This window comes from Mycobacterium simiae, assembly GCF_010727605.1.
Lineage (GTDB): Bacteria > Actinomycetota > Actinomycetes > Mycobacteriales > Mycobacteriaceae > Mycobacterium > Mycobacterium simiae.
On sequence record NZ_AP022568.1, the window covers coordinates 5,508,092 to 5,535,031 of the forward strand.

General features: G+C 67.0%; 22 protein-coding genes and 2 riboswitches. Of the genes, 13 read left to right on the plus strand and 9 right to left on the minus strand.

Features of this window, described 5'->3' with window-relative positions:
- Positions 1 to 20 precede the first annotated feature (20 nt).
- From G6N33_RS25660 to G6N33_RS25675, 4 genes are all read left to right on the plus strand, one after another.
- Complete coding sequence (locus G6N33_RS25660; protein WP_044505897.1) at positions 21 to 728, plus strand: TetR/AcrR family transcriptional regulator; 708 nt, start codon at positions 21 to 23, stop codon at positions 726 to 728.
- Positions 729 to 1,237: 509 nt separating this feature from the next.
- On the plus strand, positions 1,238 to 2,590 hold the full coding sequence (locus G6N33_RS25665) for a PPE family protein (protein WP_163771719.1): 1,353 nt from the start codon (positions 1,238 to 1,240) through the stop codon (positions 2,588 to 2,590).
- Positions 2,587 to 3,975: a PPE family protein gene (locus tag G6N33_RS25670; RefSeq protein ID WP_170310412.1), complete on the plus strand. Its 1,389-nt coding sequence runs from the start codon at positions 2,587 to 2,589 to the stop codon at positions 3,973 to 3,975. Before G6N33_RS25665 ends, G6N33_RS25670 begins: the two co-directional genes overlap by 4 nt.
- Before the next feature lie 146 nt (positions 3,976 to 4,121).
- Positions 4,122 to 4,184: riboswitch (guanidine-III (ykkC-III) riboswitch) on the plus strand.
- 111 nt (positions 4,185 to 4,295) lie between these two features.
- Complete coding sequence (locus G6N33_RS25675) at positions 4,296 to 5,459, plus strand: agmatinase family protein (RefSeq protein WP_044505895.1); 1,164 nt, start codon at positions 4,296 to 4,298, stop codon at positions 5,457 to 5,459.
- A 125-nt stretch (positions 5,460 to 5,584) separates the two neighbouring features.
- Here G6N33_RS25675 and G6N33_RS25680 read toward each other — a convergent pair whose 3' ends face one another.
- From G6N33_RS25680 to G6N33_RS25700, 5 genes are read right to left on the minus strand one after another with little or no spacing between them, the layout of a single operon-like run.
- A complete protein-coding gene (locus G6N33_RS25680; protein ID WP_044505894.1) occupies positions 5,585 to 6,220 on the minus strand; it encodes an urease accessory protein UreF in 636 nt (211 codons plus the stop codon).
- A 5-nt stretch (positions 6,221 to 6,225) separates the two neighbouring features.
- Complete coding sequence (locus tag G6N33_RS25685; protein ID WP_044505893.1) at positions 6,226 to 7,947, minus strand: urease subunit alpha; 1,722 nt, start codon at positions 7,945 to 7,947, stop codon at positions 6,226 to 6,228.
- On the minus strand, positions 7,947 to 8,258 hold the full coding sequence (locus tag G6N33_RS25690; RefSeq protein WP_044505892.1) for an urease subunit beta: 312 nt from the start codon (positions 8,256 to 8,258) through the stop codon (positions 7,947 to 7,949). The genes G6N33_RS25685 and G6N33_RS25690 overlap by 1 nt, the downstream gene beginning before the upstream one ends.
- Positions 8,255 to 8,557 carry an urease subunit gamma gene (locus G6N33_RS25695; RefSeq protein WP_044505891.1) on the minus strand — a complete coding sequence of 101 codons (303 nt, stop codon included), beginning with the start codon at positions 8,555 to 8,557 and terminating at the stop codon, positions 8,255 to 8,257. Before G6N33_RS25695 ends, G6N33_RS25690 begins: the two co-directional genes overlap by 4 nt.
- Positions 8,558 to 8,605: 48 nt before the next feature.
- Positions 8,606 to 9,028: a PaaI family thioesterase gene (locus tag G6N33_RS25700; RefSeq protein WP_044505890.1), complete on the minus strand. Its 423-nt coding sequence runs from the start codon at positions 9,026 to 9,028 to the stop codon at positions 8,606 to 8,608.
- Between the two features lie 348 nt (positions 9,029 to 9,376).
- On the opposite strand from G6N33_RS25700, the gene G6N33_RS25705 reads away from it, so the two are divergent.
- From G6N33_RS25705 to G6N33_RS25745, 9 genes are all read left to right on the plus strand, one after another.
- Complete coding sequence (locus G6N33_RS25705) at positions 9,377 to 9,766, plus strand: BlaI/MecI/CopY family transcriptional regulator (RefSeq protein WP_044505888.1); 390 nt, start codon at positions 9,377 to 9,379, stop codon at positions 9,764 to 9,766.
- Positions 9,767 to 9,807: 41 nt separating this feature from the next.
- Entirely contained in the window at positions 9,808 to 10,758 is a 951-nt protein-coding gene (locus tag G6N33_RS25710; RefSeq protein ID WP_061555649.1) for a M56 family metallopeptidase, read from the plus strand.
- A gap of 98 nt (positions 10,759 to 10,856) precedes the next feature.
- On the plus strand, positions 10,857 to 12,323 hold the full coding sequence (gndA, locus tag G6N33_RS25715; RefSeq protein ID WP_044505886.1) for an NADP-dependent phosphogluconate dehydrogenase: 1,467 nt from the start codon (positions 10,857 to 10,859) through the stop codon (positions 12,321 to 12,323).
- Between the two features lie 49 nt (positions 12,324 to 12,372).
- Positions 12,373 to 13,809: a GuaB1 family IMP dehydrogenase-related protein gene (locus tag G6N33_RS25720; protein ID WP_044505885.1), complete on the plus strand. Its 1,437-nt coding sequence runs from the start codon at positions 12,373 to 12,375 to the stop codon at positions 13,807 to 13,809.
- 219 nt (positions 13,810 to 14,028) lie between these two features.
- Complete coding sequence (locus G6N33_RS25725) at positions 14,029 to 15,396, plus strand: hemolysin family protein (protein WP_044505884.1); 1,368 nt, start codon at positions 14,029 to 14,031, stop codon at positions 15,394 to 15,396.
- The gene (locus G6N33_RS25730; RefSeq protein ID WP_044505882.1) at positions 15,393 to 16,433 is read left to right on the plus strand and encodes a hemolysin family protein; all 1,041 of its coding nucleotides are present in this window, start codon (positions 15,393 to 15,395) and stop codon (positions 16,431 to 16,433) included. The genes G6N33_RS25725 and G6N33_RS25730 overlap by 4 nt, the downstream gene beginning before the upstream one ends.
- Positions 16,434 to 16,740: 307 nt before the next feature.
- Positions 16,741 to 18,936 (plus strand): malate synthase G, encoded by a 2,196-nt coding sequence (locus G6N33_RS25735; protein ID WP_044505880.1) that lies wholly within the window; start codon positions 16,741 to 16,743, stop codon positions 18,934 to 18,936.
- Between the two features lie 63 nt (positions 18,937 to 18,999).
- On the plus strand, positions 19,000 to 21,117 hold the full coding sequence (locus tag G6N33_RS25740) for a substrate-binding domain-containing protein (RefSeq protein WP_101528667.1): 2,118 nt from the start codon (positions 19,000 to 19,002) through the stop codon (positions 21,115 to 21,117).
- 226 nt (positions 21,118 to 21,343) lie between these two features.
- Complete coding sequence (locus tag G6N33_RS25745; RefSeq protein WP_044511765.1) at positions 21,344 to 22,204, plus strand: alpha/beta fold hydrolase; 861 nt, start codon at positions 21,344 to 21,346, stop codon at positions 22,202 to 22,204.
- Between the two features lie 11 nt (positions 22,205 to 22,215).
- Here G6N33_RS25745 and gcvP read toward each other — a convergent pair whose 3' ends face one another.
- From gcvP to G6N33_RS25765, 4 genes are all read right to left on the minus strand, one after another.
- Positions 22,216 to 25,053, minus strand: coding sequence for an aminomethyl-transferring glycine dehydrogenase (gene gcvP, locus G6N33_RS25750; protein ID WP_044505878.1), 2,838 nt, complete (start codon positions 25,051 to 25,053; stop codon positions 22,216 to 22,218).
- Positions 25,054 to 25,210: 157 nt separating this feature from the next.
- A riboswitch (glycine riboswitch) is annotated at positions 25,211 to 25,308 on the minus strand.
- A 42-nt stretch (positions 25,309 to 25,350) separates the two neighbouring features.
- Positions 25,351 to 25,983, minus strand: coding sequence for a MerR family transcriptional regulator (locus G6N33_RS25755; RefSeq protein ID WP_044505877.1), 633 nt, complete (start codon positions 25,981 to 25,983; stop codon positions 25,351 to 25,353).
- A 186-nt stretch (positions 25,984 to 26,169) separates the two neighbouring features.
- Entirely contained in the window at positions 26,170 to 26,319 is a 150-nt protein-coding gene (locus G6N33_RS25760; protein ID WP_155945854.1) for a hypothetical protein, read from the minus strand.
- Positions 26,320 to 26,346: 27 nt separating this feature from the next.
- Positions 26,347 to 26,841: a bifunctional nuclease family protein gene (locus tag G6N33_RS25765; protein ID WP_044505875.1), complete on the minus strand. Its 495-nt coding sequence runs from the start codon at positions 26,839 to 26,841 to the stop codon at positions 26,347 to 26,349.
- Positions 26,842 to 26,940 lie beyond the last annotated feature (99 nt).

Sequence of the window (26,940 nt, forward strand, 5' to 3'; positions counted from 1 at the left end):
TTGGTGGCATCCTCTTGTGAATGACAGCAGTCCGACGCGGACGTCCCAGGATCATCGATCAGCGCAGACCCGGTGACACCCCACGGGAGGAAATCCTCGACGCCGCCGCCGAGCTGTTCACCGCATACGGATACACCGCGACATCGACCCGGGCGATTGCCGATGCGGTGGGCATCAGGCAGAGCAGCATCTACCACCACTTCCAGACAAAGGATGACATCCTCGACAACTTGCTGGTCCGGACCGTCGACGCCTCGGCGAGGCTGGCAAAGCGGCTGTCCGACCATCCCAGTTCCCCGGCGAGTCGCCTCTATGTCATGGTCTGGTACGACTCGCATCAGTTGTTGGCGGGCCGATGGAATCTCGGTGCGCTGTTCCAACTTCCCGAGATCCGCGGTACCAAATTCCCGCATTTCGAATCCCGCCGCGAATACCTGCGCGAGTGCTACCGCACGCTCGCCCGGCGGACGTGTGCCGACTCGAATCTATGGAAAGACAAAAACAAGGTCGACATGACCGTCGCGACGGAGTTGCCGTTCCACTTCGTCGAGACCTCGATCCAGATCCGCGCGGATAACCCCGAGTGGTTGGCCGAGGCCGGCCCTGATGCCATCGCCACGGGCATCGCCGACGCCTGCCTTCGCGCGCTCACGGCCGGATGTACGGCCGCTTTGAAGGTGAAAGCCCACCGCATCCGCGACGAACTGGCCATCGACACTGCCGGGTAGCGCATCCCGAGTTTGCGGCCGGCCGGTTCTGAACCACTGGTCGCCCCGTCACCGTCGACGAACGGCAGCGTCGCGGCGGTTAGTGGATTTGCCGATAAGGTCCGATGTTTCGATTGTCCAGCGACGGCTCATGGCCCAATGCCGCTGTGGCCCGCCATTTTTGGCGCGTGCGCACATGAATGCCGAAACGCGCTCGAAACACGATGCTCATCAGCATGATCCAAATGACTCCTAAGATTCCTATCACCCGATAGAAATAGTAGAAGCGAAGTCGAAACACGCAGTCCGGCAATGAGAGTCAGCGTGAGTTAGGGACCGGTACTTAGCTTGGGGGTGTCAGTCGGTGACGTGGTCGGCTGTCGTTAGGACGCCAGCACGGGGCAACGAGGCTGTCCGCCGACTCGCGCGTCGTAGCGCAAAGGCCAACGCGCACAACCACACCGCCGAGCCATGGGTCCAGCTCGGCACGATTCGTTCGGCACCGTGATGACTTGTTACGGAGGTGTTCGGTGGATTTTGCGGCTCTGCCGCCCGAGGTGATTTCGGGTCGGATGTATGTGGGTGCGGGGTCGGGTCCGTTGGTGGGGGCGGCTGCTGCGTGGGGTGCGTTGGCGCAGACGTTGAGTTTTACGGCGTCGTCGTATCGGGCGGTGGTGTCGGAGTTGGCGGGTGGGCCGTGGTTGGGTCCGTCGTCGTTGTCGATGGTGGCTGCGGTGGCTCCGTATGTGTCGTGGCTGAGTAGTACTGCTGAGCAGGTGGGGCAGACGGCTAGTCAGGCGGGGCTGGCGGTGGCGGCTTATGAGGCGGCTTTTGCGGTGACGGTGCCGCCGGCGGAGATTGAGTTGAATCGGGCGTTGTTGGCGTCGTTGGTGGCTACCAACGTTTTTGGGCAGAACACTCCGGCGATTGCGGCGACTGAGGCGCAGTACGCGCAGATGTGGGCTCAGGATGTGTCGATGATGCAGGGTTATGCCGAGGCGTCGGCGGCGGCGACGAGGTTGACGGCGTTTACCGCGCCGTCGCAGACCACGAATTCGGATGGTACGGCGAATCAGGGCACCTCCATGGGCCAGGCCGCCGCCTCGGCCGCGGGCCCGGGTGCGCAATCGGCGCTGTCGAACCTGCCCCACACACTGCAGACTCTCGCCGCCGGGTCGTCCAACCCGCTGTCGCCGATCAGCCCGGGCGGCATCTTCAGCAGCGACGGCGGGTCCGGACTCAACACCTTCACCGAGAACGTCGGAAACTGGGCCCTGGTACTCAGCGGACCGCTGTTCACCGCGTCCGGTATCACGCCCATCCTGGGCGGTCTGTACGGCCTCGCGGTTCCGACGGCCGCGGCGGTCGCCGGCGATGTGACGCCGGTGGATCCGGGCCTGGGCACGCTGGTGAATTCGCGCAGCGCCGGGGCGGGTTCGGTGTCGGCGGGCGTCGGTGCGGCAGCCACCGTCGGCGAGTTGTCGGTGCCACAGTCCTGGGGCTCCTCGCCCGCGATTCGGCTGGCAAGCAGCACAACCCAGCTTCCGGTCGCCGGCCTGGGGGCCGTGCCCCAGGTCGAGGGCGCCGCACCGTTCTTCGGCGGCATTCCGCCGGTGGGCAGCCTGGTCAACGCTCCCCGGGGGGAACAGACTCGCATCCGCTCGGGCCCGGCCCAGAAAGTCGTGCCGTCGTTGCCCGGCGAACCGGACGTCGCCGAGCACCCGCCCGGCCACAGCGCCCAACCGCGCCCAACCCGCCGACACGTCTCCAGCGCGTTGAGCGAAAGCGAGCGCGAGGAACTCGCCAAGTTGCGCAAGGAAATCGCCGAGGTGGCGACCGAACGAGATGCCGCCGCACGCCTGATCAAGGAAGCGATGTTATGAGTGGCCTGATGGATTTTGCGGTCCTGCCGCCCGAGGTGATTTCGGGTCGGATGTATGTGGGTGCGGGGTCGGGTCCGTTGGTGGGGGCGGCTGCTGCGTGGGGTGCGTTGGCGCAGACGTTGAGTTTTACGGCGTCGTCGTATCGGGCGGTGGTGTCGGAGTTGGCGGGTGGGCCGTGGTTGGGTCCGTCGTCGTTGTCGATGGTGGCTGCGGTGGCTCCGTATGTGTCGTGGCTGAGTAGTACTGCTGAGCAGGTGGGGCAGACGGCTAGTCAGGCGGGGCTGGCGGTGGCGGCTTATGAGGCGGCTTTTGCGGTGACGGTGCCGCCGGCGGAGATTGAGTTGAATCGGGCGTTGTTGGCGTCGTTGGTGGCTACCAACGTTTTTGGGCAGAACACTCCGGCGATTGCGGCGACTGAGGCGCAGTACGCGCAGATGTGGGCTCAGGATGTGTCGATGATGCAGGGTTATGCCGAGGCGTCGGCGGCGGCGACGAGGTTGACGGCGTTTACCGCGCCGTCGCAGACCACGAATTCGGATGGTACGGCGAATCAGGGCACCTCCATGGGCCAGGCCGCCGCCTCGGCCGCGGGCCCGGGTGCGCAATCGGCGCTGTCGAACCTGCCCAGCATGCTGCAGCGCGCGTCGGCGGGGACCTCGTCCGAATCGTCGCAAACATCGTCGGCGCCCGCCTCGATCCTGGACTTGTTCAACAACTTCAGCGCGAATACCGTTGGCTACCAGATCCTTTCGGAAGGTTTGAACTTTGACGCGTCCGGGGCTCTGCTGACCCTCGACCCGCCGGTGGCCGCGGCCTGGAATCCGTTGGTCAGTGCACTCTCGGCGCCGGCGACTGCCGCGTCGGCGGCATCTGACGTGTCGGGCTCGGCGCTGGCGTCGAGCACCGGGGTGAGCGGCCCCGCCGCGGCGGGCCTGGGTAACGGTGTAGCGGCGGGTCTGGGCCAGTCGGCGTCGGTCGGCGGGTTATCGGTGCCGCCAACGTGGGACACGTCCGCCCCGATCCGGTTGGCTGCATCCGAATCGTCTACCGCCGGGCTGGATGCGCTGCCGCGGGCGGGAGCTTTCTACGGCGGTATGCCGACGATGGGCCCAGTGGCCAGCGTCGTCAATGCGCCGCGCGGCGAGCAGGATCGGCTCCGGGCAGGCGCACGCCACAAGATGATTCCGGCCGTCGCCGGAGCGTCGGGGATGCACGACGACCCCGCCGGCCGATGGATCGAACCGACGGACCTCGACGAGGACGGCCCGGTCAGCGAGCGCGACGAGCTCAATCAGCTGCGCAAGGCGATCGTCGATGTGAGCAGACAGCGCGACGTCCTCAAGCGCACGGCCGCGACCTTGATTCAGGAGGCAACCCACAAGTAGCCCTACGCGGCAGATGGCCGTGACGCTGCTCAACGACATGCACCGCCCGAACTGCCGCACCGCGCGCTAGCCATTACCAGGAAAGTCACCGCCCTGTGACGGCGACCATCTTGTGATTCATGGCCGGGTAGGTAACTTGGGTAGCGGCGTAGCCATATGGACCGCCCGGACGAGTTCGCCGTACCCGGACAGCGACAAGACGGCGAATGCAGGGTGTGTGTGGCGCGCCGGTACCCCGAGCGGGTGGTCGAGTTATCTGCTGATTCGCCGGTCGCCAAGTCATCCTCTGCCGTGTTCGTACTCGACGAGAGGAAGCAGCGATGTTCAATCCTTTTGCCGGTCAGGCCGACATCCCCAATCGGGAGGGTGCCTGGGCGCAGCAGGCCGAAGCGGAGTTATCCACCCGCCGGCACCGAGAAGAGATCGAGCGTTGCCTGGCCCACGGGTTGCAGGCCGCACCGACGATCGGAGATCGGACGTTGTCGACGTTTGCTCGTGGCGAATTGCCGCACTTCGCCGGCGAGCGTGGGACGTTCCTGAAGTGTCCGTTCCTCGAGGATGTGCACGATGTCGGCGACGCGGAAGTGGCGGTCTTCGGGGCGCCATTGGACGCGGGGACCACCTACCGGCCGGGCACCCGGTTCGGCCCAATGGGTATTCGTCGTGCTACCAACCTGTTTGGCACGTATTGCTACGAGCTGGGCGTGGATCTGCGCGAGCAGCTCAACATCGTCGACATCGGCGACGTGGTGACCATTCCGGGTAATATCGAGAAGTCGTTCGATCAGATCAGCACCGCGATGTCGCACGTAGTGTCCCAGGGTGTGTTTCCGGTAATTCTCGGTGGTGATCACTCGATCGGATTTCCGACGGTGCGGGGGCTGGCCCCACACATGGATGGCAACGTGGGCATCATCCACTTCGACCGGCATGTCGACACCCAGGAAACCGACCTGGACGAGCGGATGCATACCACCCCGTGGTTCCACGCGACCAACATCAAGAATGCGCCGGCGACGAACCTGGTGCAGATCGGTATCGGGGGGTGGCAAGCACCGCGGGCCGGGGTCCAGGTGGGCCGACAGCGCGGCAGCACGGTGATCACCGTCGGCGATGTCGAGCGGGTGGGGATCGAGAAGGTCGCCGAGATCGCTTTGGAAACGGCCTGGAAGGACGCCAAGGCGGTATACCTGTCGTTCGACATCGATGTCATCGATGCCGGTTTCGTGCCGGGGACCGGCTGGCCCGAGCCCGGGGGCCTGCTGCCCCGAGAGGCGCTCAACCTGATCCGGTTGATCTCCGAGCCCGGGCTCAACGGCATCGAGGTGGTGGAGTGCTCACCGCCGTATGACTGGGCCGAGCAGACCGCGCTGATGAGCAGCCGGGTGATCTTGGACAGCCTGGCGGTTATGGTGCGCGCAGGCAAACTCGGCAAAAAGGCCGCCGCCCTCAAACGGCACGCGTGGGGACCGTACACCGATTAGAGGCGCGGCCGCTCGCGTGACTATCCCTTAGCTCTCCGACCATCGGTGCACGCACGTAATCAAAACGCTTGCGGTGCAACGGATATGCGAGAGCCGTCCATCGTCGCGTAACCTCCGCAACGGTTTCACGACACGAATAGCGGCCGCTCGCGCTGAGCATGGCGTTGCGCCAGGGTGTCGAGCAAGGGGTCGGACAGGTCGGCCAGTCCGGCTACCGCCTGCGCTGCGGCGCATTCGCACAGCTCCGCCAGCCGAAACGTCAGTGCCGACACATCGGCCGGGTCGAGGGCCAGCAGCCGCTGCGCCGCGGTCGCCGAACTCGTCATTGTGGTGTAGACGATCGCGAGGGCGTTCTGCTGTGGATCCAGACCGGCGACCGCGCCGACCCGTCCAGATGCGACGGCAAGATGCGGCCGGCTGCCCAGATCGGTCCAACAGGCAGTCGGCCATACGCGTCGCGCCAATCGGGTCAGCCCGCGGCCCTGGCCGCGGGACGCCTGCCGAGCCGCAGGTGCCGGTGTGCGCGCATCGGTTTCCTGCTCGGCTCGCTCGCAACTGAGCTCGCCGCGCTGGACCGCCGCCGCGATCGAGGCGGTCACCACCCCGTGGCTGCGAATCCTGCGGCGTAAGAAGGCCTCCAGTGTTTCCACGTTGACCACCAGGCCGCTGGTCACCGCCTCCTCGACGCCGCCGGAGTGCACGTGGGAGCCGGCCGGGAGTCGAGAATCGGCCAGGGTCAGCAGCGTCGCCAGTACGGACATGGGTCTCAGAACAGGAAATAGCGTTGCGCCAGCGGCAGTTCGGCCGGCGGTTGTTCCTGCCAGACTTCACCGTCGATGCGCACGGTGAAGGTGTCCGGGTGCACCTCTATGTCGGGCAACGAGTCATTGAGCGGCAAGGCCGCCTTGCCGATCGCACTGGTGTCGCCCACCGGGACCAGTCGGCGATTGACCGCCAGCTTCTCGGCCAGGCCGGCCTCGATCGCCTGCGGCGCGACAAAATGGACCGAGGTTGCGGCCGCGGCCGCCGGGGCCGCCCCGAACATCGGCCGTGGCAGCACCGGCTGCGGGGTGGGGATGGACGCATTCGCGTCACCCATCGCCGCCCAGGCGATCATGCCGCCCTTGATCACCGCATGCGGGCGAACCCCGAAGAACCGCGGGTCCCAGAGCACCAGGTCGGCCAGTTTGCCCACCGCCACCGACCCGACCTCGGCGTCGAGTCCGTGCGAAATAGCAGGGCAAATCGTGTATTTCGCCACGTAGCGGCGCACTCGCAGGTTGTCTGCGGCACCATCACCGGGCAGCGCGCCGCGTCGGCGCTTCATTACGTGCGCGGTCTGCCAGGTGCGCAGCACCACCTCCCCGATGCGGCCCATCGCCTGTGAGTCGCTGCCGATCATCGAGATCGCGCCGATGTCGTGCAGTAGATCCTCGGCCGCCATGGTCGACGGCCGAATACGGCTTTCGGCGAACGCCAAATCCTCGGGTACCTGTGGGTTGAGGTGATGGCAGACCATCAACATGTCCAGATGCTCATCGAGGGTGTTGACGGAATGCGGGCGGGTGGGGTTGGTGGAACTGGGCAGCACATTCGGTTGTCCGGCCACCCGAATGATGTCGGGCGCGTGGCCGCCGCCCGCGCCTTCGGTGTGATACGTGTGGATCGAGCGGCCAGCGATCGCGGCCAGGGTGTCCTCGACGAAGCCCATCTCGTTGAGGGTGTCGGTGTGCAACGCCACCTGAACCCCGGCGGCGGCCGCCACGGTCAGGCAGGCGTCGATGGCCGCAGGGGTCGACCCCCAGTCCTCATGTAGTTTGAAACCCGAAGCGCCGCCGCGTAACTGCTCCCACAGCCCCTCGCTGCTGACGGTGTTGCCCTTACCCAGTAGTGCCACGTTGACCGGCCACCCGTCGAGCGCCTCGAGCATCCGGGCCAGGTGCCATGAACCCGGGGTCACGGTGGTGGCCTTACTGCCCTCCGCCGGGCCGGTGCCGCCGCCCACGATCGTGGTAATTCCCGACCCAAGCGCCTCGGACATCAGCTGCGGGCAGATGAGGTGGACATGGCAGTCCACGGCGCCCGCGGTCACAATCCGGCCGTTGCCGGCGACGATCTCGGTGCACGGCCCGACCACCAGATCCGGGTGCACACCGGTCATGATGTCTGGATTGCCGGCCTTGCCGATAGCGACGATGCGGCCATCGCGAATACCGATGTCGGCCTTGATGATTCCCCAATGATCGATGATCACCGCCCCGGTGATCACGGTGTCGGGTGCGCCCTCGGCCCGGGTGGCGCGGCCCTGGCCCATCGACTCCCGCAATACCTTTCCGCCGCCGAACACCGCCTCATCGCCGGCCAGTCCCGGTCCCCCGCTGCGGTCTTCGGTGATCTCTACCAGTAAGTCGGTGTCAGCCAGCCTGATCCGGTCGCCGGTGGTGGGACCGTACAGCTGCGCGTATTGCTTCCGCGAAAGGTATGACATCAAATGTCCAGTCGTCCAGGAGGGTTCAGCGTCAAGCCGGGAACTTCTCGGCCTCCACGCAGCGGAACCAGACCGACGGTCTTGGCCACACCGGGCTCGAAGCGCACCGCGGTGGCCGCCGGGATGTCGAGCCGGTACCCTCGGGCCGCGGCACGATCGAAGGACAACGCCGAGTTGGCTTGCGGCAGATGGACATGGCTGCCCACCTGGACCGGACGGTCCCCGGTGTTGAGGATCTGCATCGCGATCCGGGGGGCGCCGGCGTTGATCTCGATATCGCCGCTGCCGTAGAGGATTTCGCCAGGAATCATGAGATCGGATGGTGGACGGTGACGAGCTTGGTGCCGTCGGGAAAGGTCGCTTCCACCTGCACATCGTCCAGCATCTCGGGCACGCCTTCCATTACGTCGTCGCGACCGAGAACCTCACGGCCGCTTGACATCAGCTCGGCCACCGTACGCCCATCGCGTGCTCCCTCGAGGATGTGGTCGGTGATGAGGGCGACGGCTTCAGGATGGTTGAGGCGCAGGCCACGGGCACGGCGTTTGCGGGCCAATTCGGCGGCGTAGGAAAGCAGGAGCAAGTCCTGCTCGTGCGGCGTCAGGCGCATGGTTTGGGATCCTGCCACGTCGCCCTGGAGAATTCCTGTGCAGCAAAGTCAGCTGTGTCGGGGCTCGAGATTCTGCAACCGCACCTGTCCACGAGCGATGACGCGATCCCGGTCGTCGGTAATGGTGACGAGCCACAACTGCTGGCGCCGGCCGCGGTGAATCGGCTCCGTGGCGCCGTAGACCGTGCCCGAGTGGATCGACCGCAAAAAGTCTGTGTTGTTGTTCACCCCGACGACCTCACCACCGCCCTGGGTTGCCAGCCAGGTGTAGGCGGACACGCTGGCCATGCTTTCCACCATCGAGCAGTACACGCCGCCGTGCACCAGGCCCATCGGCTGCAGCAGTTTCGGCGTGACCTCGAGCTGAGCGTGGGCGCCGTCGGGGGTGAGCTCGGTGAATCGCAGACCCAGCTCGGTGTCGAAGGGAGCGGTGAAGTGGGGAGGGATCACGGCGTCGGGAGTCGATGGCACGCTCTGTGTTTACACCATCACGCGCGTGTGTCTCGCCGGATCTGCGCATCGCGCCGGCCGCCCCGCGACCTACGGGAAAAGCAGGCGAGCCCCGTGCGCTACGGCACGGGGCTCGCCGATCGAGAAGACCGGGGGTCACTGCAGCCCTCAGGACACTCCGACGGTCTGTTCCGCTCGACCTCCATGAGTGTAGGCAAGGCTGCCCTAACTTCGCAAGGGGTAAGCTGGAATCGCCTTCGCGAGCGCGGAGTCCACCGCGGCAGCAGACGCGGATTCGTCGGTCGCTTATACGACCGTCGGTAGTAAGCCGGAGTACGCTGGTGACAAGCCTCAGGAGATGAAGGAACTATGGCCAAGCTGACACGGCTGGGGGACCTCGAACGCGCGGTGATGGATCACCTGTGGTCCGCACCGGAACCACAAACGGTCCGCCAAGTCCACGAGTCCCTGTCGGCGCGCCGCGACCTCGCCTACACCACGGTGATGACCGTGTTGCAGCGGCTAGCCAAGAAGAATCTGGTGTCGCAGATCCGCGACGACCGGGCTCACCGGTATGCGCCCGTGCATGGACGCGACGAGCTGGTCGCCGGACTCATGGTCGACGCGCTGTCCCAGGCCGAGGATTCCGGGAGCCGGCAGGCCGCGCTGGTGCATTTCGTCGAGCGCGTCGGCGCCGACGAGGCGGCGGCACTACGCCGCGCGCTTGCCGAATTGGAAGCGAATCAACGCGATACCTGATCGGCTGGAATTTGACCTGACGCCTGAGGGACACTAGGTATGTGTCCGCGTTGGCCTTTACCTTCCTCGCGGTCCTGCTGATCGGTCCCGCGCCAGCCCTGTTGGCGCGGGCATCCTGGCCACTGCGGGCCCCGCGCGCGGCGATGGTGTTATGGCAAGCCATCGCCGTGGCTGCCGTGCTGTCGGCATTCAGCGCGGGAATCGCGATCGCCACCCGCATTTTGATGCCCGGCCCGGACGGCCGCCCGACGGCCAGTGTGGTGGGTGCGGCCGATCGCCTGGGCTGGCCGTTGTGGACGGCATATGTCACCGCGTTCGCGCTGACCGTGCTGGTCGGGGTTCGGCTGGTGGTCGCGGTCGTGCGGGTGGCCATCGCCAACCGGCGCCGGCGGGCCCACCACCGCATGGTCGTCGATCTTGTCGGGGTCGGCCACGACGCGGCACGCGCGGAACCCTGTTCGCGCACCCCGGACCTGCGCGTACTGGAGGTCGCCGAGCCCATCGCCTATTGCCTACCCGGCGTGCGCAGCCGCGTGGTGGTCAGCGAGGGAGCGTTGAGTCAGCTGACCACCGACGAAGTCTCGGCCATCCTCAGCCACGAACGGGCGCATCTGCGCGCCCGCCACGACCTGGTACTGGAAGCCTTCACCGCGGTGCATGCCGCCTTCCCGCGCCTGGTCCGCAGCTCCAACGCCCTAGGCGCGGTGCACCTGCTGGTGGAGTTGCTCGCCGACGACGCGGCGGTGCGCGCGGCCGGGCGCACTCCCCTGGCCCGGGCGCTGGTCGCCTGCGCGGCGGGGCGGGCTCCGTCGGGTGCCTTGGCCGTCGGCGGTACCAGCACGGTGGTGCGGGTGCGACGGCTGTCCGGCCGGGGCAACAGCGCGCTGCTCGCCGCGGCCGCGTACCTGGCCGCCGCGGCCGTGCTGGTGGTGCCGACGGTCGCGCTGGCCGTGCCGTGGCTCACCGAGCTCCGTCGCTTGTTCAACCTCTAGCGCCAGCATGGTGAATCCTCCGGGTGGACCGGAACTGCGCTGTGCCACAGTGTGACGGAAACCGCGTAGCAGAAGTGCTCAACATGAGAGGCGAAGACATGAGTGGCCCGGACTCCACGGATTCGAAGACTGGCACCGCACAGATCGGCGTCACCGGCCTGGCCGTCATGGGATCGAACATCGCCCGCAATTTCGCGCATCACGGTTACACCGTCGCGCTGCACAACCGGTCCGTCGCCAAGACCGATGCGCTGCTGCGAGACCACGGTGACGAGGGCAAGTTCGTGCGGTCGGAGACCATCGCGGAATTCCTGGACGCGCTGGAGAAGCCGCGCCGGGTGCTGATCATGGTGAAGGCGGGCGACCCCACCGACGCCGTCATCAACGAGCTCGCCGACGCCATGGAAGAAGGCGACATCATCATTGACGGCGGCAACGCCCTCTACACCGACACCATCCGCCGCGAGAAGGCGATGCGGGAGCGGGGCCTGCACTTCGTGGGTGCCGGCATCTCCGGGGGCGAGGAGGGTGCGCTGAACGGGCCGTCGATCATGCCCGGCGGTCCGGCTGAGTCCTACACGTCGTTGGGCCCGCTGCTCGAAGAGATCTCCGCGCACGTCGACGGCGTGCCGTGCTGCACCCACATCGGGCCCGACGGCTCCGGCCACTTCGTGAAGATGGTGCACAACGGCATCGAATACTCCGACATGCAGCTGATCGGAGAGGCCTACCAGCTGCTGCGCGACGGCCTCGGCAAGACCGCTGGGGAAATCGCGGACGTCTTCGCCGAATGGAACAAGGGCGACCTGGACAGTTATCTGATCGAAATCACCGCCGAGGTGCTCCGGCAGACCGACGCCAAGACCGGCAAACCGTTGGTGGACGTCATCTTGGACGAAGCCGAGCAGAAGGGCACCGGCCGCTGGACGGTGAAGTCGGCGCTGGACCTGGGCGTGCCGGTCACCGGCATCGCCGAGGCCGTGTTCGCTCGGGCGCTGTCGGGTTCGGTGACCCAGCGCAAGGCCACCACCGGGCTTGCCTCCGGCGACCTGGGTGCGCGGCCCACGGACGCGACGCAATTCGTCGAGGACGTCCGGCAAGCGCTGTACGCGTCCAAGATCATTGCCTACGCCCAGGGCTTCAACCAGATCCAGGCCGGCAGCGCCGAGTACGACTGGCACATCACGCCCGGCGATCTGGCCACCATCTGGCGCGGCGGCTGCATCATCCGCGCGAAGTTCCTCAATCGCATCAAAGAGGCCTACGACGAGGACGCCGAGCTGCCGACGCTGATCGTGGCGCCCTACTTTCGTAGCGCCATCGAGGCCGCCATCGATAGTTGGCGCCGCGTGGTGGTGACCGCGACGCAGTTGGGTATCCCCGTCCCCGGGTTCTCCTCGGCGCTGTCGTACTACGACGCGCTGCGCACCGAACGCCTGCCCGCCGCGCTGACCCAGGGGCTGCGGGACTACTTCGGCGCGCACACCTACGGGCGCACCGACGAGGAGCCGGACAAGCGCTTCCACACGCTGTGGAGCGCGGACCGCACCGAGGTGCCCGCCTAGCGGGGACAACGAGCGTGACGAAGGGGCTGCACAGGGTGGGGCGATCGCGATGAAGTTTCTCAACGAGCACCGGCCCGGCTACGAGCTGACCTACGACGACGTGTTCATCGTGCCGAACCGGTCGGAGGTCGCGTCTCGGTTCGACGTCGACCTGTCCACCAGCGACGGCTCCGGCACCACCATCCCGGTCGTCGTCGCCAACATGACCGCCGTCGCCGGGCGGCGGATGGCCGAGACCGTCGCGCGGCGCGGCGGCATCGTAATGCTGCCGCAGGATCTCCCGATCACCGCTGTGCAGCAGACGGTCGAGTTCATCAAAAGCCGCGATTTGGTGCTGGACACTCCGGTGGTCCTGGAACCCGACGACTCGGTGTCCGACGCGCTGGCGCTGATCCCCAAGCGGGCTCACGGGGCCGCGGTGGTGGTCTTCGAGGGCCGGCCGATCGGCCTGGTCACCGAGCCGTCCTGCACCGGCGTGGATCGTTTCGCCCGGGTGCGCGACGTGGCCGTGACCGACTTCGTCTCCGCGCCGCTGGGCACCGAGCCGCGCAAGATCTTCGACCTGCTCGAGCACGCCTCAATCGACGTCGCCGTGGTCACCGCCGCGGACGGCAAGCTTGCCGGTGTGCTGACCCGCACCGGGGCGCTGCGTAACGGTCTGTATACCCCGGCCACCGACGCTGCCGGCCGGCTGCGGATTGGCGCGGCCGTCGGCATCAGCGGCGATGTGGGGGCCAAGGCCCGGTCGCTGGTCGAGGTCGGCGTCGACGTGTTGGTCATCGACACCGCGCACGGACACCAGGCCCGGATGCTGGACGCGATCCAGACGGTGGCGTCACTGGACCTCGGTGTGCCGCTGGCGGCCGGCAACGTGGTGTCGGCCGAGGGCACTCGCGACCTGCTGGGCGCGGGCGCCGACATCGTCAAGGTCGGCGTCGGGCCCGGCGCGATGTGCACCACCCGGATGATGACCGGCGTCGGTCGCCCGCAGTTCTCCGCTGTGCTTGAATGCGCCACTGCAGCAAGGAATCTCGGCGGACACGTGTGGGCCGACGGCGGGATCCGGCACCCGCGTGACGTCGCACTGGCGCTGGCCGCCGGGGCATCCAACGTGATGATCGGGTCGTGGTTCGCCGGTACCTACGAGTCGCCCGGTGACCTGATGCGCGATCGTGAGGACCGGCCGTACAAAGAGAGCTACGGCATGGCATCCAAGCGGGCGGTCGCGGCCCGCACCGCCGCGGACAGCGCCTTCGACCGCGCCCGCAAAGCGCTGTTCGAGGAGGGCATCTCCACCTCAAAAATGGGCCTGGACCCCGACCGCGGCGGCGTCGAGGATTTGCTCGACCACATCACGTCCGGACTGCGCAGCACCTGCACCTACGTCGGCGCCGCGACGCTGACCGAGTTGCACGAGCAAGCCGTCGTCGGAGTGCAGTCGGCGGCGGGCTTCGCCGAGGGCCATCCGCTGCCGTACGGCTGGTGACCCCGACCGGGGCGGGCACGTCGCACCGGGTCGGACCAGATCTCTTCGCTACCATGTGAATTTACGGATCTGGTCCGCGCGCAGCAGCGTGACTTCAAGCGAAAGGGATGACGTGCCGCAGGCACCCGTCGAGCCCGTCGGTTTCCGGGCGAAGCGGCTACCCACAGCTACCCCGGCTCGACCCTGGCCTCCCGGGCCGTCGCGATAGCCGAGCCCGTCATGAACCTCACCGTCATCGTCAGCGTGCTCGCTGTTGCGGTGCTCATCTTCGGTAACGCCGTGTTCGTGGCGGCCGAGTTCTCGCTGACCGCGCTGGATCGCAGCACCGTCGACGCCAACGCCCGCAAGGGCGGCCGGCGCGACCGCTTCATCCAGCGCGCCCAGCATCGGCTGTCGTTCCAACTCTCAGGCGCCCAGCTGGGCATCTCGATCACCACGCTGGTCACGGGTTATTTGACCGAACCCATGGTCGCCGACCTGCCGCACCCGTGGCTGGACGCGCTGGGGGTGCCGGATCCGATGGCCGACGCCGTCACCTCGTTCATCGTGATCGTGATCGTGACGTCGGTGTCGATGGTGTTCGGCGAGCTGGTCCCGAAGTACCTCGCCGTGGCGCGGCCCCTGTCGACCGGCCGTGCCGTCGCGGGCTTTCAACTGTTCTTCTCCCTGCTGCTGACGCCGGTCATCCGGCTCACCAACGGTGGGGCGAACTGGCTGGTGCGCAAGTTGGGCATCGAGCCGGCCGAGGAGCTGCGGTCGGCCCGCTCCCCCCAGGAATTGCTCTCGCTGGTGCGCAGCTCGGCGCGCAGCGGCGCCCTCGACCAGGCCACCGCGGCGCTGGTGCGACGCTCGCTGCAGTTCGGTGGCCGCACTGCCGAAGAGCTGATGACGCCGCGGTCCAAGATCGTGGCGCTGCAAACCGACGAGACGGTCGCCGATCTGGTTGCCGCCGCCGCCGAATCCGGTTTCTCCCGGTTTCCCCTCGTCGACGGCGACCTCGACGAGACGTTGGGGATCGTGCATGTCAAACAGATCTTCCGGGTACCACGGGAGGAGCGTGGCCGGACGCTGCTGACTACGCTGGTGCAACCGGTTCCGGTGGTGCCCTCGACGCTGGACGGGGATGCGGTGATGGCCGAGATCCGCGCCAACCCGCTGCAGACCGCGTTGGTCGTCGACGAATACGGCGGGACAGCCGGCATCGTGACCGTCGAGGACCTGATCGAGGAAATCGTCGGTGATGTCCGCGACGAACACGACGACGCCACACCGGATGTGGTGGCCGCGGGTAGCGGTTGGCGGGTCTCGGGGCTGCTGCGCATCGACGAGGTGGCATCGGCCATCGGGTTTCGGGCGCCTGAGGGACCCTACGAGACGATCGGCGGCTTGGTGCTGCGCGAGCTCGGCCACATTCCGACCGTCGGAGAAACGGTGGAGCTGACCGCGCTGGACGGAGACGGCTTGCCCGACAACGGCATTCGCTGGCGAGCCGTGGTGGTGGGGATGGACGGCCGGCGCATCGACGTGGTCGAGCTGACCGAACTGGGTAGCCACAGCGAAACACCGGCGGAGCGGGGTTGGCGATGAGCGACACCCTCGGCGTGCTGCTGGCGATCCTGCTGATCGCGATGAACGCCTTCTTCGTCGGCGCCGAGTTCTCGCTGATCTCGGCCCGCCGCGACCGGCTCGAGGCGCTGGCCGAACAGGGCAAGAAGCGGGCGGTGACGGTGATCCACGCCGGTGAACAGCTGGCCTCAATGCTGGCTGGGTCGCAGTTGGGTGTGACGGTCGCCTCGCTGCTGCTGGGCCGCATCGGCGAATCGGCGGTGGCCAGCCTGCTGCACTCGGCATTCGGGTTGACCACGATGCCCCCGGCGGTCATCGAGACGCTGTCGTTCGTGCTCGCCCTCGCGGTGGTGGTGACCTTGCACGTGCTGCTCGGCGAGATGGTGCCGAAGAACATCGCGCTGGCCGGGCCCGAACGCACCGCGATGCTGTTGGTTCCCCCGTATCTGGCCTACGTGCGCGTCGCGCGGCCATTGATCGTCTTCTACAACAAATGCGCGAATGCGGTGCTGCGCCTGCTGCGGGTGGAACCCAAAGACGAACTCGACATCACCGTCTCACCGACTGAGCTCAGCGCGATGATCGCCGAATCGGTGTCCGAGGGTCTGCTGGATCAGGAGGAACACACCCGGCTGACCCGCGCCTTGCAGATCGGCAGCCGCGTCGTCGGCGACGTCGCCGTGGCGCTCGCTGACATTCGGGCGGTGCCGGTGGCCGCGCCCGGCTCCGGGCCGACGATCGGTGCCGTCGAGAGCGCGTTGGCCGAGACGGGCTATTCCCGCTTCCCCGTCGCCGCCGCCGACGGACGCTTCATCGGCTACCTGCACATCAAGGACATGCTGCCGCTGGGCGACGATCCCCAAACCGTCATCGATCTCACACTGGTGCGTCCCCTGCCACGGGTCGCCGCGTCATTACCGCTGGCCGACGCCCTTTCCCGGATGCGCCGCACCAACAGCCACCTGGCACTAGTGACGGACGGCCTGCGGATCGTGGCGATGGTGGCGATGGAGGACCTAGTGGAAGATCTGGTCGGCAGCATGCGCGACGCGCAGTGAGAGCGGCCGCCGGGCGCTACCCAAGTGGGCCGTTAACAGCCCGTATGATTGAACGGCGCCGGTCCAGGACAGGGCGAGGCGCCAGCGTGCGGCGGCGGAACAGCTGTGTTGCCAGACGGCGCTCCCCACGACCCATCGGGAAGACCGCGGCGACGCCCGCCAAGCGCGTCGTGACCTGCTGTTGCGGGGTGAACGGATGCCATCGTTCGAGCCGTTGGTCGGTAGGCTGACGACGTAGCTGATTGAGGCTGATTGGGGCCGGTCGGGAGTCGAGTGGGAACCAATGAGGCAACTATGGAGGAGAAAGATGACTGACCGCGTGTCAGCCGGGAATTTGCGTGTTGCCCGGGTGCTCTACGACTTCGTCAACAACGAGGCGCTGCCCGGCACCGGCATCGACCCGGACAGCTTCTGGGCAGGCGTGGACAAGGTGGTCACCGATCTCACCCCGCAGAACCAGACCTTGCTGCACACCCGTGACGAGCTGCAGGCGCAGATCGATAAATGGCACCGGCAGCGCGTGATCGAGCCACTCGACCCGGAGGCCTACCGCCAGTTCCTGATCGACATCGGGTACCTGCTGCCGGAACCCGAAGACTTCATGATCACCACATCCGGAGTCGACGACGAGATCACCACCACCGCGGGCCCGCAGCTGGTGGTGCCGGTGCTCAATGCGCGGTTCGCGCTCAATGCGGCCAATGCCCGCTGGGGTTCCCTCTACGACGCCCTGTACGGCACCGATGTCATCCCGGAAGACGACGGCGCCGAAAAGGGCACCAGCTACAACAAGGTGCGCGGCGACAAGGTCATCGCGTACGCGCGCAAATTCCTCGACCAGGCGGCGCCGCTGGCGTCGGGCTCATGGGCGGATGTGACCGGGCTGAGCATCGCCGACGGACGGCTGCAGGTCGCGCTCGGCGCGGACTCCACCGAGCTGGCCAGTCCGGAGAAATTCGTCGGGTACAGCGGCGAGCTGGGCTCGCCCAACTGGTCGGTGTTGCTGGCCAACCACGGGCTGCACGTCGAGATTCTGATCGACCCGGAGTCGCCGATCGGCCAGACCGACCCGGCCGGCATCAAGGACGTGGTGCTGGAATCCGCGGTCACCACGATCATGGACTTCGAGGACTCGGTCGCTGCCGTGGACGCCGAGGACAAGGTGCTGGGCTACCGCAACTGGCTGGGCCTGAACAAGGGTGACTTGGCCCAACAGGTCAGCAAGGACGGCGCGACCTTCACCCGGGTGCTCAACCAGGACCGCACCTACGTCACCCCGGACGGCGGCGAGCTGACGCTACCCGGTCGCAGCCTGCTGTTCGTGCGCAACGTCGGCCACCTGATGACCAACGACGCGATCGTCGTCGGTGAAGGCGACGGCGAACACGAGGTGTTCGAGGGCATCATGGATGCGCTGTTCACCGGGCTGTGCGCGATCCACGGGCTGAGGTCGAGCGACGCCAACGGCCCCCTGATCAACAGCCGCACCGGCTCCATCTACATCGTGAAGCCGAAGATGCACGGGCCCGAGGAAGTGGCGTTCACCTGCGAGCTGTTCAGCCGCGTCGAGGACGTGCTGGGCTTGCCGCAGGGCACCCTGAAGGTCGGCATCATGGACGAAGAGCGCCGCACCTCGGTCAACCTCAAGGCGTGCATCAAGGCCGCCGCCGACCGGGTCGTTTTCATCAACACCGGCTTCCTGGACCGCACCGGCGACGAGATCCACACGTCTATGGAGGCCGGGCCGATGATCCGCAAGGGCGCCATGAAGAACACCACCTGGATCAAGGCCTACGAAGACGCCAACGTCGACATCGGACTCGCCGCGGGCTTTAGCGGCAAGGCTCAGATCGGCAAGGGCATGTGGGCCATGACCGAGTTGATGGCCGACATGGTTGAGCAGAAGATCGGCCAGCCCAAGGCCGGCGCCACCACCGCGTGGGTGCCCTCCCCCACGGCCGCCACGCTGCACGCCATGCATTACCACCAGGTGGACGTGTTCGCCGTGCAGCAGGAGCTCGCGGGCAAGAAGCGGACGACGATTGACGAGCTGCTGACTATTCCCCTGGCCAAAGAACTCGCCTGGGCTCCCGAGGAGATCCGCGAGGAGGTCGACAACAACTGTCAGTCGATCCTGGGCTACGTCGTGCGCTGGATCGACGCCGGCGTCGGTTGCTCGAAGGTGCCCGACATCCACGACGTCGCGCTGATGGAAGACCGCGCGACGCTGCGGATCTCCAGCCAGTTGCTGGCGAACTGGCTGCGGCACGGCATCATCACCAGCGAGGATGTCCGCGCCAGCTTGGAGCGGATGGCCCCGCTGGTTGATGCCCAGAACGAGGGTGACCGCGGCTACCGACCGATGGCGCCCAACTTTGACGACAGCATCGCGTTCCTGGCCGCCGAGGAACTGATCCTGACCGGCGGGCAGCAGCCCAGCGGCTACACCGAGCCGATCCTGCATCGCCGCCGCCGCGAGCTCAAGGCGCGCGCAGGTGCCTGATTCGGGCGCGACGATTCCAGCCAACAACGATGACGGGTCGACGGAAGGGTAGCGGGCGCCGGTATGGGTAGGCACAGCATGCCCGACCGCGGCAAGTCGCCCGACGAGCCGTCCGACGAGCCCGACACCGCCCGATTCACCGCCCGCGACATCGTCTCCCGCTACCGCGAGGAACGGGACAACCCGCGCGGCCCGGCTGCCGGCGACCCCGATCCGGAGCTCGCCGACGCGGACTTCGGTGATGACGACTTCGGTGAATTCGGCGATGCGGACTTCGGCGAGGACTTCCCGGTCGACGACGATCACAGCGCCGACCGCTATGGCGCCTCCGACGAGCCCGACGCGCGGTTCGCGGATGACGACTATCCCGAGTTTCCGGACCGCGCGCAGACCGGCCCGTCCGACCCGCGTCCGGGCATCGCCGCGACCGGCCGTCGCGTACTGGGCGAGTGGCGGGGTGGCCACCGCAGCGCCAGCGGCCGCCGGGGCGTCAGCGTCGGCGTCATCGTCGCACTGGTCGCGGTCATCGTCGTGGTCGGCACCATCATCCTGTGGCGATTCTTCGGCGACGCGCTGTCGAACCGCTCGCACACGGCCGCGGCGCGTTGCGTGGGCGGCAAGGAGGACGTGGCCGTCATTGTCGACCCGTCGATGACCGACCTGGTGCAGCAATTCGCCGAAACCTTCAACTCCACCGCCGGTCCCGTCGGCGACAAATGCATGGTGGTCAACGTCAAACCCGCCGGCTCCGACGCCGTCATCAACGGCTTCATCGGCAAGTGGCCGGCCGAACTCGGAGGCCAGCCGGCGTTGTGGATCCCGGGCAGTTCGGTGTCGGCCGCGCGGTTGACCGCGGCCGCGGGGCAAAAGACGGTCAGCGACAGTCGTTCGCTGGTGACATCCCCGGTGGTGTTGGCCATCCGGCCCGAGCTTCAACCGGCGCTGACCGATCAGACCTGGGGCGCGCTGCCCGGCCTGCAAACCAACCCGAACTCATTGGCGGGATTGAAGCTGCCCGGCTGGGGCGGATTGCGGCTGGCCATACCGACGAGCGGCAACGGCGACGCCGCCTACCTCGCGGGCGAAGCGGTCGCGGCCGCGTCGGTGCCGCCCGGCACGCCGCCCACCCAGGGCACCGCCGCGCTCCGTGCGCTGACCAGCGCTCAACCGAAGCTTTCCGACAACTCACTGACCGAGGCGATGAACGCGCTGTTGAAGCCCGGTGATGTGGCGACTGCGCCGGTGCACGCCGTCATCACCACCGAGCAGCAGCTGTTCCAGCGAGGCCAGTCGCTGTCTGATGCCAACAAGACCTTGACGTCCTGGCTGCCGCAGGGGCCCGCGCCGGTCGCCGACTATCCGACCGTCCTGCTCAGCGGCTCCTGGCTGACCTCGGAGCAGACATCGGCGGCGAGCGAGTTCACCCACTTCATCCGCAAGCCCGAGCAGCTGGCGAAGCTGGCCAAGGCCGGTTTCCGGGTCAACGGCGTCAAGCCACCGACTAGCCCGGTAACGAGTTTCGCGCCGCTGCCCGCCACGCTGTCGGTAGGTGACGACGCCATGCGCGTCACGCTGGCCGACGCGATGTCCGCGCCGTCCAGCGGCGTGGCGGCGACGATCATGCTGGATCAGTCGATGCCCGGTGACGAGGGCGGAAAATCGCGGCTGGCCAATGTGATCGCGGCATTGCAGGACCGGATCAAGGCGCTGCCACCGACCGCGGTCGTGGGCTTGTGGACGTTCGACGGTCACGAAGGCCGCTCCGAGGTGACGACCGGTGCACTGACCGACCCCGTCAACGGTCAGCCGCGGTCGGCCGCCCTGGCCGCGGCCCTGGACAAGCAGTATTCATCGGCCGGCGGTGCGGTGTCGTTCACCACGCTGCGCCTGATTTACCAGGATATGCAGACCAATTACCGTGCCGGGCAGAATAATTCGATCCTGGTGATCACGGCCGGTCCGCACACGGACCAGAGCCTGGACGGGCCGGGGCTGCAGAACTTCATCCGCACCAGTGCCGACCCGGCCAAACCGATCGCGGTCAACGTCATCGACTTGGGGACCGATCCGGACCGGGCAACCTGGGAGGCGGTTGCCCAGCTCAGCGGCGGCAGCTACCAGAATGTGGCGACATCGGCCTCGCCCGACCTGGCGACGGCGATCAGCACCTTCCTGAGCTGAGACAGCGGATCTAACAGCCACCGGCCAGCGGACTGCCGCCAGGGGCTGACAACACCGAACGTCCTTACTGATCCGTGTTGCGCAGACTCCGCCACAGCGCTCGATGCGACGTATCGTCGACCTGTCATATTTCCGGCAGTTGCGTCGACCGAACCGGGCCGTGCGCGCTAAGCCTTCACCGGAGTAGCGAATTACTATGCGCGAGTACCCGTTTCAGGGCGTACGCATGCGAACCATCAGGTCCATCGATGTCCACGGGCGACGTACCCGAGTGCTCATCGATGGTCAGCCCGAGCAGCCCCCGATCTTGTTGCTGCACGGCATCGGTCGCAGCCTCGAGGATTGGGAGCCGCAATACGTCGCCTTACGCCGGGCCGGCTACCGCGTAATCGCTCCCGACCTACCCGGCTCGGGACTATCCGAACGCCTCCCGGCCGCCATCACCCTGACGGGGCTCGCCGAAGCGACATTGCAGACGCTCGACGCGATCGCGGAGACCAGGCGCCTGCATGTGATGGGTCATTCGATCGGCGGCGCGGTGGCACTTCAGCTGTTGGCGCTGGAACCGGACCGGGTGGCCACCTTGAATCTGGTGAGCAGTGCCGGCTTCGGCGCCGAGGTTCATCCCATGCTGCGGCTGGCAGCCACCCCGGTCATCGGTGCCCTGGCGACGTGGCACACCAGCCGGGCCACCGCGCAACTGCTCGAACGTCAGCTTTACGTCGACCGATCGTTGGCGACCGCTGAGCGCATCGACCGTGCGATGATGTTTGCCCGGCGACCCGAAACGGGGGCGGTGCTGCACGAGACCGCCCGCTGGAGTGCCAGCATTCGGGGGTTCCGACCGCACTGGCGAAAGGACTTGCTGGACCAGGTATCCGGCCATGTTCGCCCCACGCTGATCGTGTGGGGCGATCGCGACCGCATTCTGCCCGTGCAGCAGGTCCACGCGGCGCGGCGACACTTTCCGCACGCTCGGGTGCAACTGTTTCACGGGTCCGGTCATCTGCCGCACCTGGAAGCAGCGCAAGCGTTTACGGAGTTGACCCTGGATTTCCTGCGCTCCCAGCCGGCGGTCTGCGCCTAGAGCGAGCGCGCCTAGGCGAACGCTTCCACTGGCGGGCACGAGCACATCAGGTTGCGGTCGCCGTAGGCTCCGTCGATACGACGCACCGGCGGCCACACTTTGGGCCGGAACGCCGTCCCGAGCGGATAGGCGGCCTCTTCCCGCGTGTACGGATGATTCCAGTCGGCAACGAGCAGGCATCCGGCGGTATGCGGCGCCCCGCGCAGCGGATTGTCATCGACAGGCCAGAGTCCGGCCGCCACTTTGTCAATCTCGGCGCGGATGGCGATCATGGCGTCGCAGAACGCGTCGATCTCGTTGCGATCCTCGCTCTCGGTGGGCTCTACCATCAACGTACCGGCCACCGGGAAGCTCATGGTCGGAGCGTGAAAGCCGTAGTCCGCCAATCGCTTTGCGACATCGTCGACCGTCACTCCGGTCGATTTGGTGATGCCACGCAGATCCAGGATGCACTCGTGGGCGACCATGCCATTGGCGCCGGTGTAGAGCACCGGGAAGTACTCGTCGAGCCGGCGGGCGATGTAGTTGGCCGACGCGATCGCGGTGAGTGAGGCCGCCCGCAGTCCGTCACCGCCCATCATCCTGATGTAGGCCCAGCTGATCGGCAGGATCGAGGCCGAGCCGTAGGGCGCCGACGAGACCGGATACCCGCCGGGCAGTTCGGGGGCGTACGGGTGACCTGGCAGGAACGGCGCCAGGTGCGCCCGCGCGGCGACGGGACCCACACCCGGCCCGCCACCACCGTGCGGGATGCAGAACGTCTTGTGCAGGTTCAAATGGCTCACGTCGCCACCGAACTTGCCCGGCCGCGCCAAACCCACCAGCGCGTTGAGGTTGGCGCCGTCGACATACACCTGGCCGCCGGCGTCGTGCACGGCCGCGCAGATCTCGGCGATGTCGTGCTCGTACACCCCGTGCGTGGACGGGTAGGTGATCATCAGGGCGGCGAGCCGGTCGGCGTGCTCGGCCGCCTTGGCTCGCAGATCGTCCAGATCGACGTCGCCGTTGTCGTGGCAACCCACCACGACCACCCGCATGCCGGCCAACGCGGCCGACGCCGCGTTGGTGCCGTGTGCGCTGGACGGGATGAGGCAGATATCGCGATGCGCCTCGCCCCGGCTGGCGTGGTACTCGTGGATCGCCAACAAGCCCGCGTACTCGCCTTGCGAACCGGCGTTGGGTTGCAGCGACACCGCGTCGTAGCCGGTGATCGCCACCAGCCAGGTCTGTAGGTCACTGATCAGACGTCGCAGCCCCGCAGTGTCGTCGGCCGGCGCGAACGGGTGCAGCCGCGAGAACTCCGGCCAGGTGATCGGCTCCATCTCGGCCGCGGCGTTGAGCTTCATCGTGCACGACCCGAGCGGAATCATGCTGCGGTCCAAGGCGATGTCCTTGTCCGCCAGGGTCCGCAGATAGCGCATCATCGCCGTCTCGGTGCGGTATTGGGTAAATGCCGGATGGGTGAGGAACTCCGTTGTACGCGTGGCGATATCGGTGTCCGCGGGCTCTGCGGCCGACACCCCGAAGGCGTCCAGAACCTCCTCCACGTGCACGTCGGTGGTGCACTCGTCGCACGCCACCGACACGTGGTCCTTGTCGACGCGCCAAAGGTTGATGCCCTTGGCCTTCGCCTTGGCCACCACCTCGTCCGCGCAACCCGGCACATGCGCCAACACCGTGTCGAAGTAGTCGTCGTGCACCAACGCATCGCCCAGCGCGGCCGCGATGGATCGGGCATGCCGATGCACCCGGCGCGCGATGGCGCTGAGCCCGTCGGCGCCGTGGTAGCTGGCGTACATCGCGGCCATCACCGCCAGCAGCACCTGCGCGGTACAGATGTTGCTGGTGGCCTTGTCGCGGCGGATGTGCTGTTCGCGGGTCTGCAACGCCAGGCGGTAGGCCGGGGAGCCGTCGCTGTCGACCGAGACGCCGACTAGCCTGCCCGGCAGCTGCCGCGCGTGTTTGGCGTGCACCGCCAGATAGCCGGCGTGTGGACCACCGAACCCCATTGGTACACCGAATCTTTGGGAGCTACCGAAGGCGGCGTCGGCGCCGATCTCGCCGGGCGGGGTGATCAAGGTACAGGCCAGCAGGTCAGCGCCGATCGCAACCAGCGCGCCACGCTCATGTGCCTCGGCCACCAGTCCCGACCAGTCGGTGATCCTGCCGCTGGCACCGGGCAACTGGGCGATGACACCGAAGAAGTCACCGTCGGGGAGGCCGTCGCGCAGATCGGCGGTGACGATCTCGATGCCCAACGGTCGGGCGCGCGTCGCCAGCACGGCGGCGGTCTGTGCGAAGAGGTCGACGTCGACGGCCAACCGGTTGGCACCCGCACCGCCGCGACGCGACGCCGACCGGTGCAGCAGCGTCATCGCCTCGGCGGCCGCGGTGCCCTCGTCGAGCATCGAGGCATTGGCGATCTCGAGTCCGGTCAGATCGGTGATCATGGTCTGGAAGTTCAGCAGCGCTTCCAGCCGGCCCTGGCTGATCTCCGGCTGATAAGGCGTGTATGCGGTGTACCAGGCCGGGTTCTCCAGGATGTTGCGCAACAACACCGGCGGCGTGAGGGTGTCGTAGTAGCCCTGGCCGATCATCGACACCGCCACGGTGTTGTTGTCGGCCAGCGCGCGCAGTTCGGCGAGCGCCTCGGCCTCGGTGGCCGCCGGTGGCAACGAAGCCAAGCCCGGTGCGGTCCCGTTATCGAAAAGTTTGTCCAGAATGCGGTGCGGAACCGCTTTGCCGGCCAGCTCGTCGAGCGAGCCGACGCCGATCACGTCCAGCATCGCTGAGACGGCCGCAGCGTCCGGTCCGATGTGTCGGGCCGAAAAAGGTGCTTGGGTGGGCATCGGTACTCCTGACATAGGCAGAGGGACTAATGGCCCTCCCCCTCTGTCCTCCACCCAGTCACCGGGCGCCTGAGAGATTCGGCGCGTAGTCCCCCCATGCGCCTTTCCCCATCGGCGGGTGGACCATGACGGTCGCACCGCTTTCCAGAGGCATCGCCACCGATACGCGGTCCTGGTGCCTGAGAGGTTGACGGAGAGGTATTGCTCCTTCGGCGTCCGTGACTGGCGGCCACGAAACTCTCCCGCGCGGGCTCGATGCGGAGTCGAGTTTACCCTCCAGTAACCCGAAAAACGGGCTTATCCGATTTTGCGGTCGCGATGTTTGCGCCGGGAGGCCAACTCGTCCTCCGGTGCCGCAATCGACTCGCCGCCGTCCGCGCGCTCACCTGGGAAATCGGCGATCACGCCGGTCAGCTCGCGCATCGCGCCGGACACCGCGATGCCGAACACGCCCTGCCCACCCTGCAGCAGGTCGACCACTTCTTCGGCCGACGTGCACTCGTAAACGGTGGTGCCGTCGGAGAACAGGGTGATGTTGGCTAGGTCCTCGACCCCACGCTGGCGCAGGTGGTCGACCGCGACCCTGATGTTGTGCAGCGAGATGCCGGTGTCCAGCAGCCGCTTGACAATCTTGAGCACCAAGATGTCCTTGAAGGAGTACAGGCGTTGGCTGCCGGACCCCGCCGCGCTCCGAATCGAGGGCACTACCAGCGAGGTGCGCGCCCAATAGTCCAGCTGACGGTAGGTGATCCCGGCGATCTGGCACGCACTGGGACCCCGGTAGCCGACCAGCTCGTCGGGCACCGAGTCGTCAGGAAACAGCCCCGGCTGCACGGGTCCGCTGGCCACGGTGATGCTCGGCTCACCTGGGTTCGCGGCATCCGCGTGGCCGGCAAGATCCAGCTGTTCTTGGCGTGGCCGGTCGCTCACAGTGGTTCCTCTCGCCGATCGCGCTCTTGTCACTAGCTGCGTCCATTGGCTGCCTGCACAGCCACGTTGGCTAAGGCCCGAGTGCTAGAGAGCTTACGCCGTTCGATCGCTGCCGTGCCTTAACTCGCTCTCAAAGTATGGCCGCCGCGACGGCGAGGGGCGCGCTATCCGTCAGGCGTGTCGACATCACAGTGTCAGATGAGACGCATCCGTGATGTCAATGTCCAGGTTGTCCGGGATGTCGGGGATGTCGGGGATGTCGGGGACGTCCAGGTCCAGCCTTAACGCGTCCAGCCTAACGCCTGGCCGCCGTCCGCTGACCCGCAACTTCGTCACGACGCGCTCCGTGGTTCGCGGTTGGGCTCAGGTGGCCTTGAAATCGTCAGGAGACACGCTGTCGAGAAACTCCTTGAACTTCTCCACTTCGTCCTCACGCACCGCGCTGTTGGAGTCTTCGTCGCTTTCGTCCGGAATCAGCAGACCCGCCTGGGCCAGCACGGCTTCCTCGACGTAGATAGGGACGCCGACGCGCAACGCGATCGCCACCGAATCCGACGGACGCGCGGACACGGTGATGTTGCGGTCAAACACCAGGTCAGCGTAGAAGGTGCCTTCCTGCAGGTCGACGATCCGCACTTCTTTGAGCGAATGTCCAAGCGCCGCAATCAGATCGCGGATCAGGTCATGGGTCAGCGGGCGGGGCGGTTCGACGCCTTGCTGTTCGAGCGCGATGGCGGCAGCCTCGGACTGCCCGATCCAAATCGGCAGGTAACGGTCACCGTTGGCCTCGCGCAGCAACAGCACCGGCTGGTTCTGCGGCTGCTCGACGCGAATGCCGACAACACGTACTTCACCCATTTGTGTCTGCCCTCCGCATATGCCGCCGTGTCCGACTCTCACTCAGCGCGACGACCCGATGGTCCACCGTCCCTCTGCGTGCCGCCGAACACCAAGCTG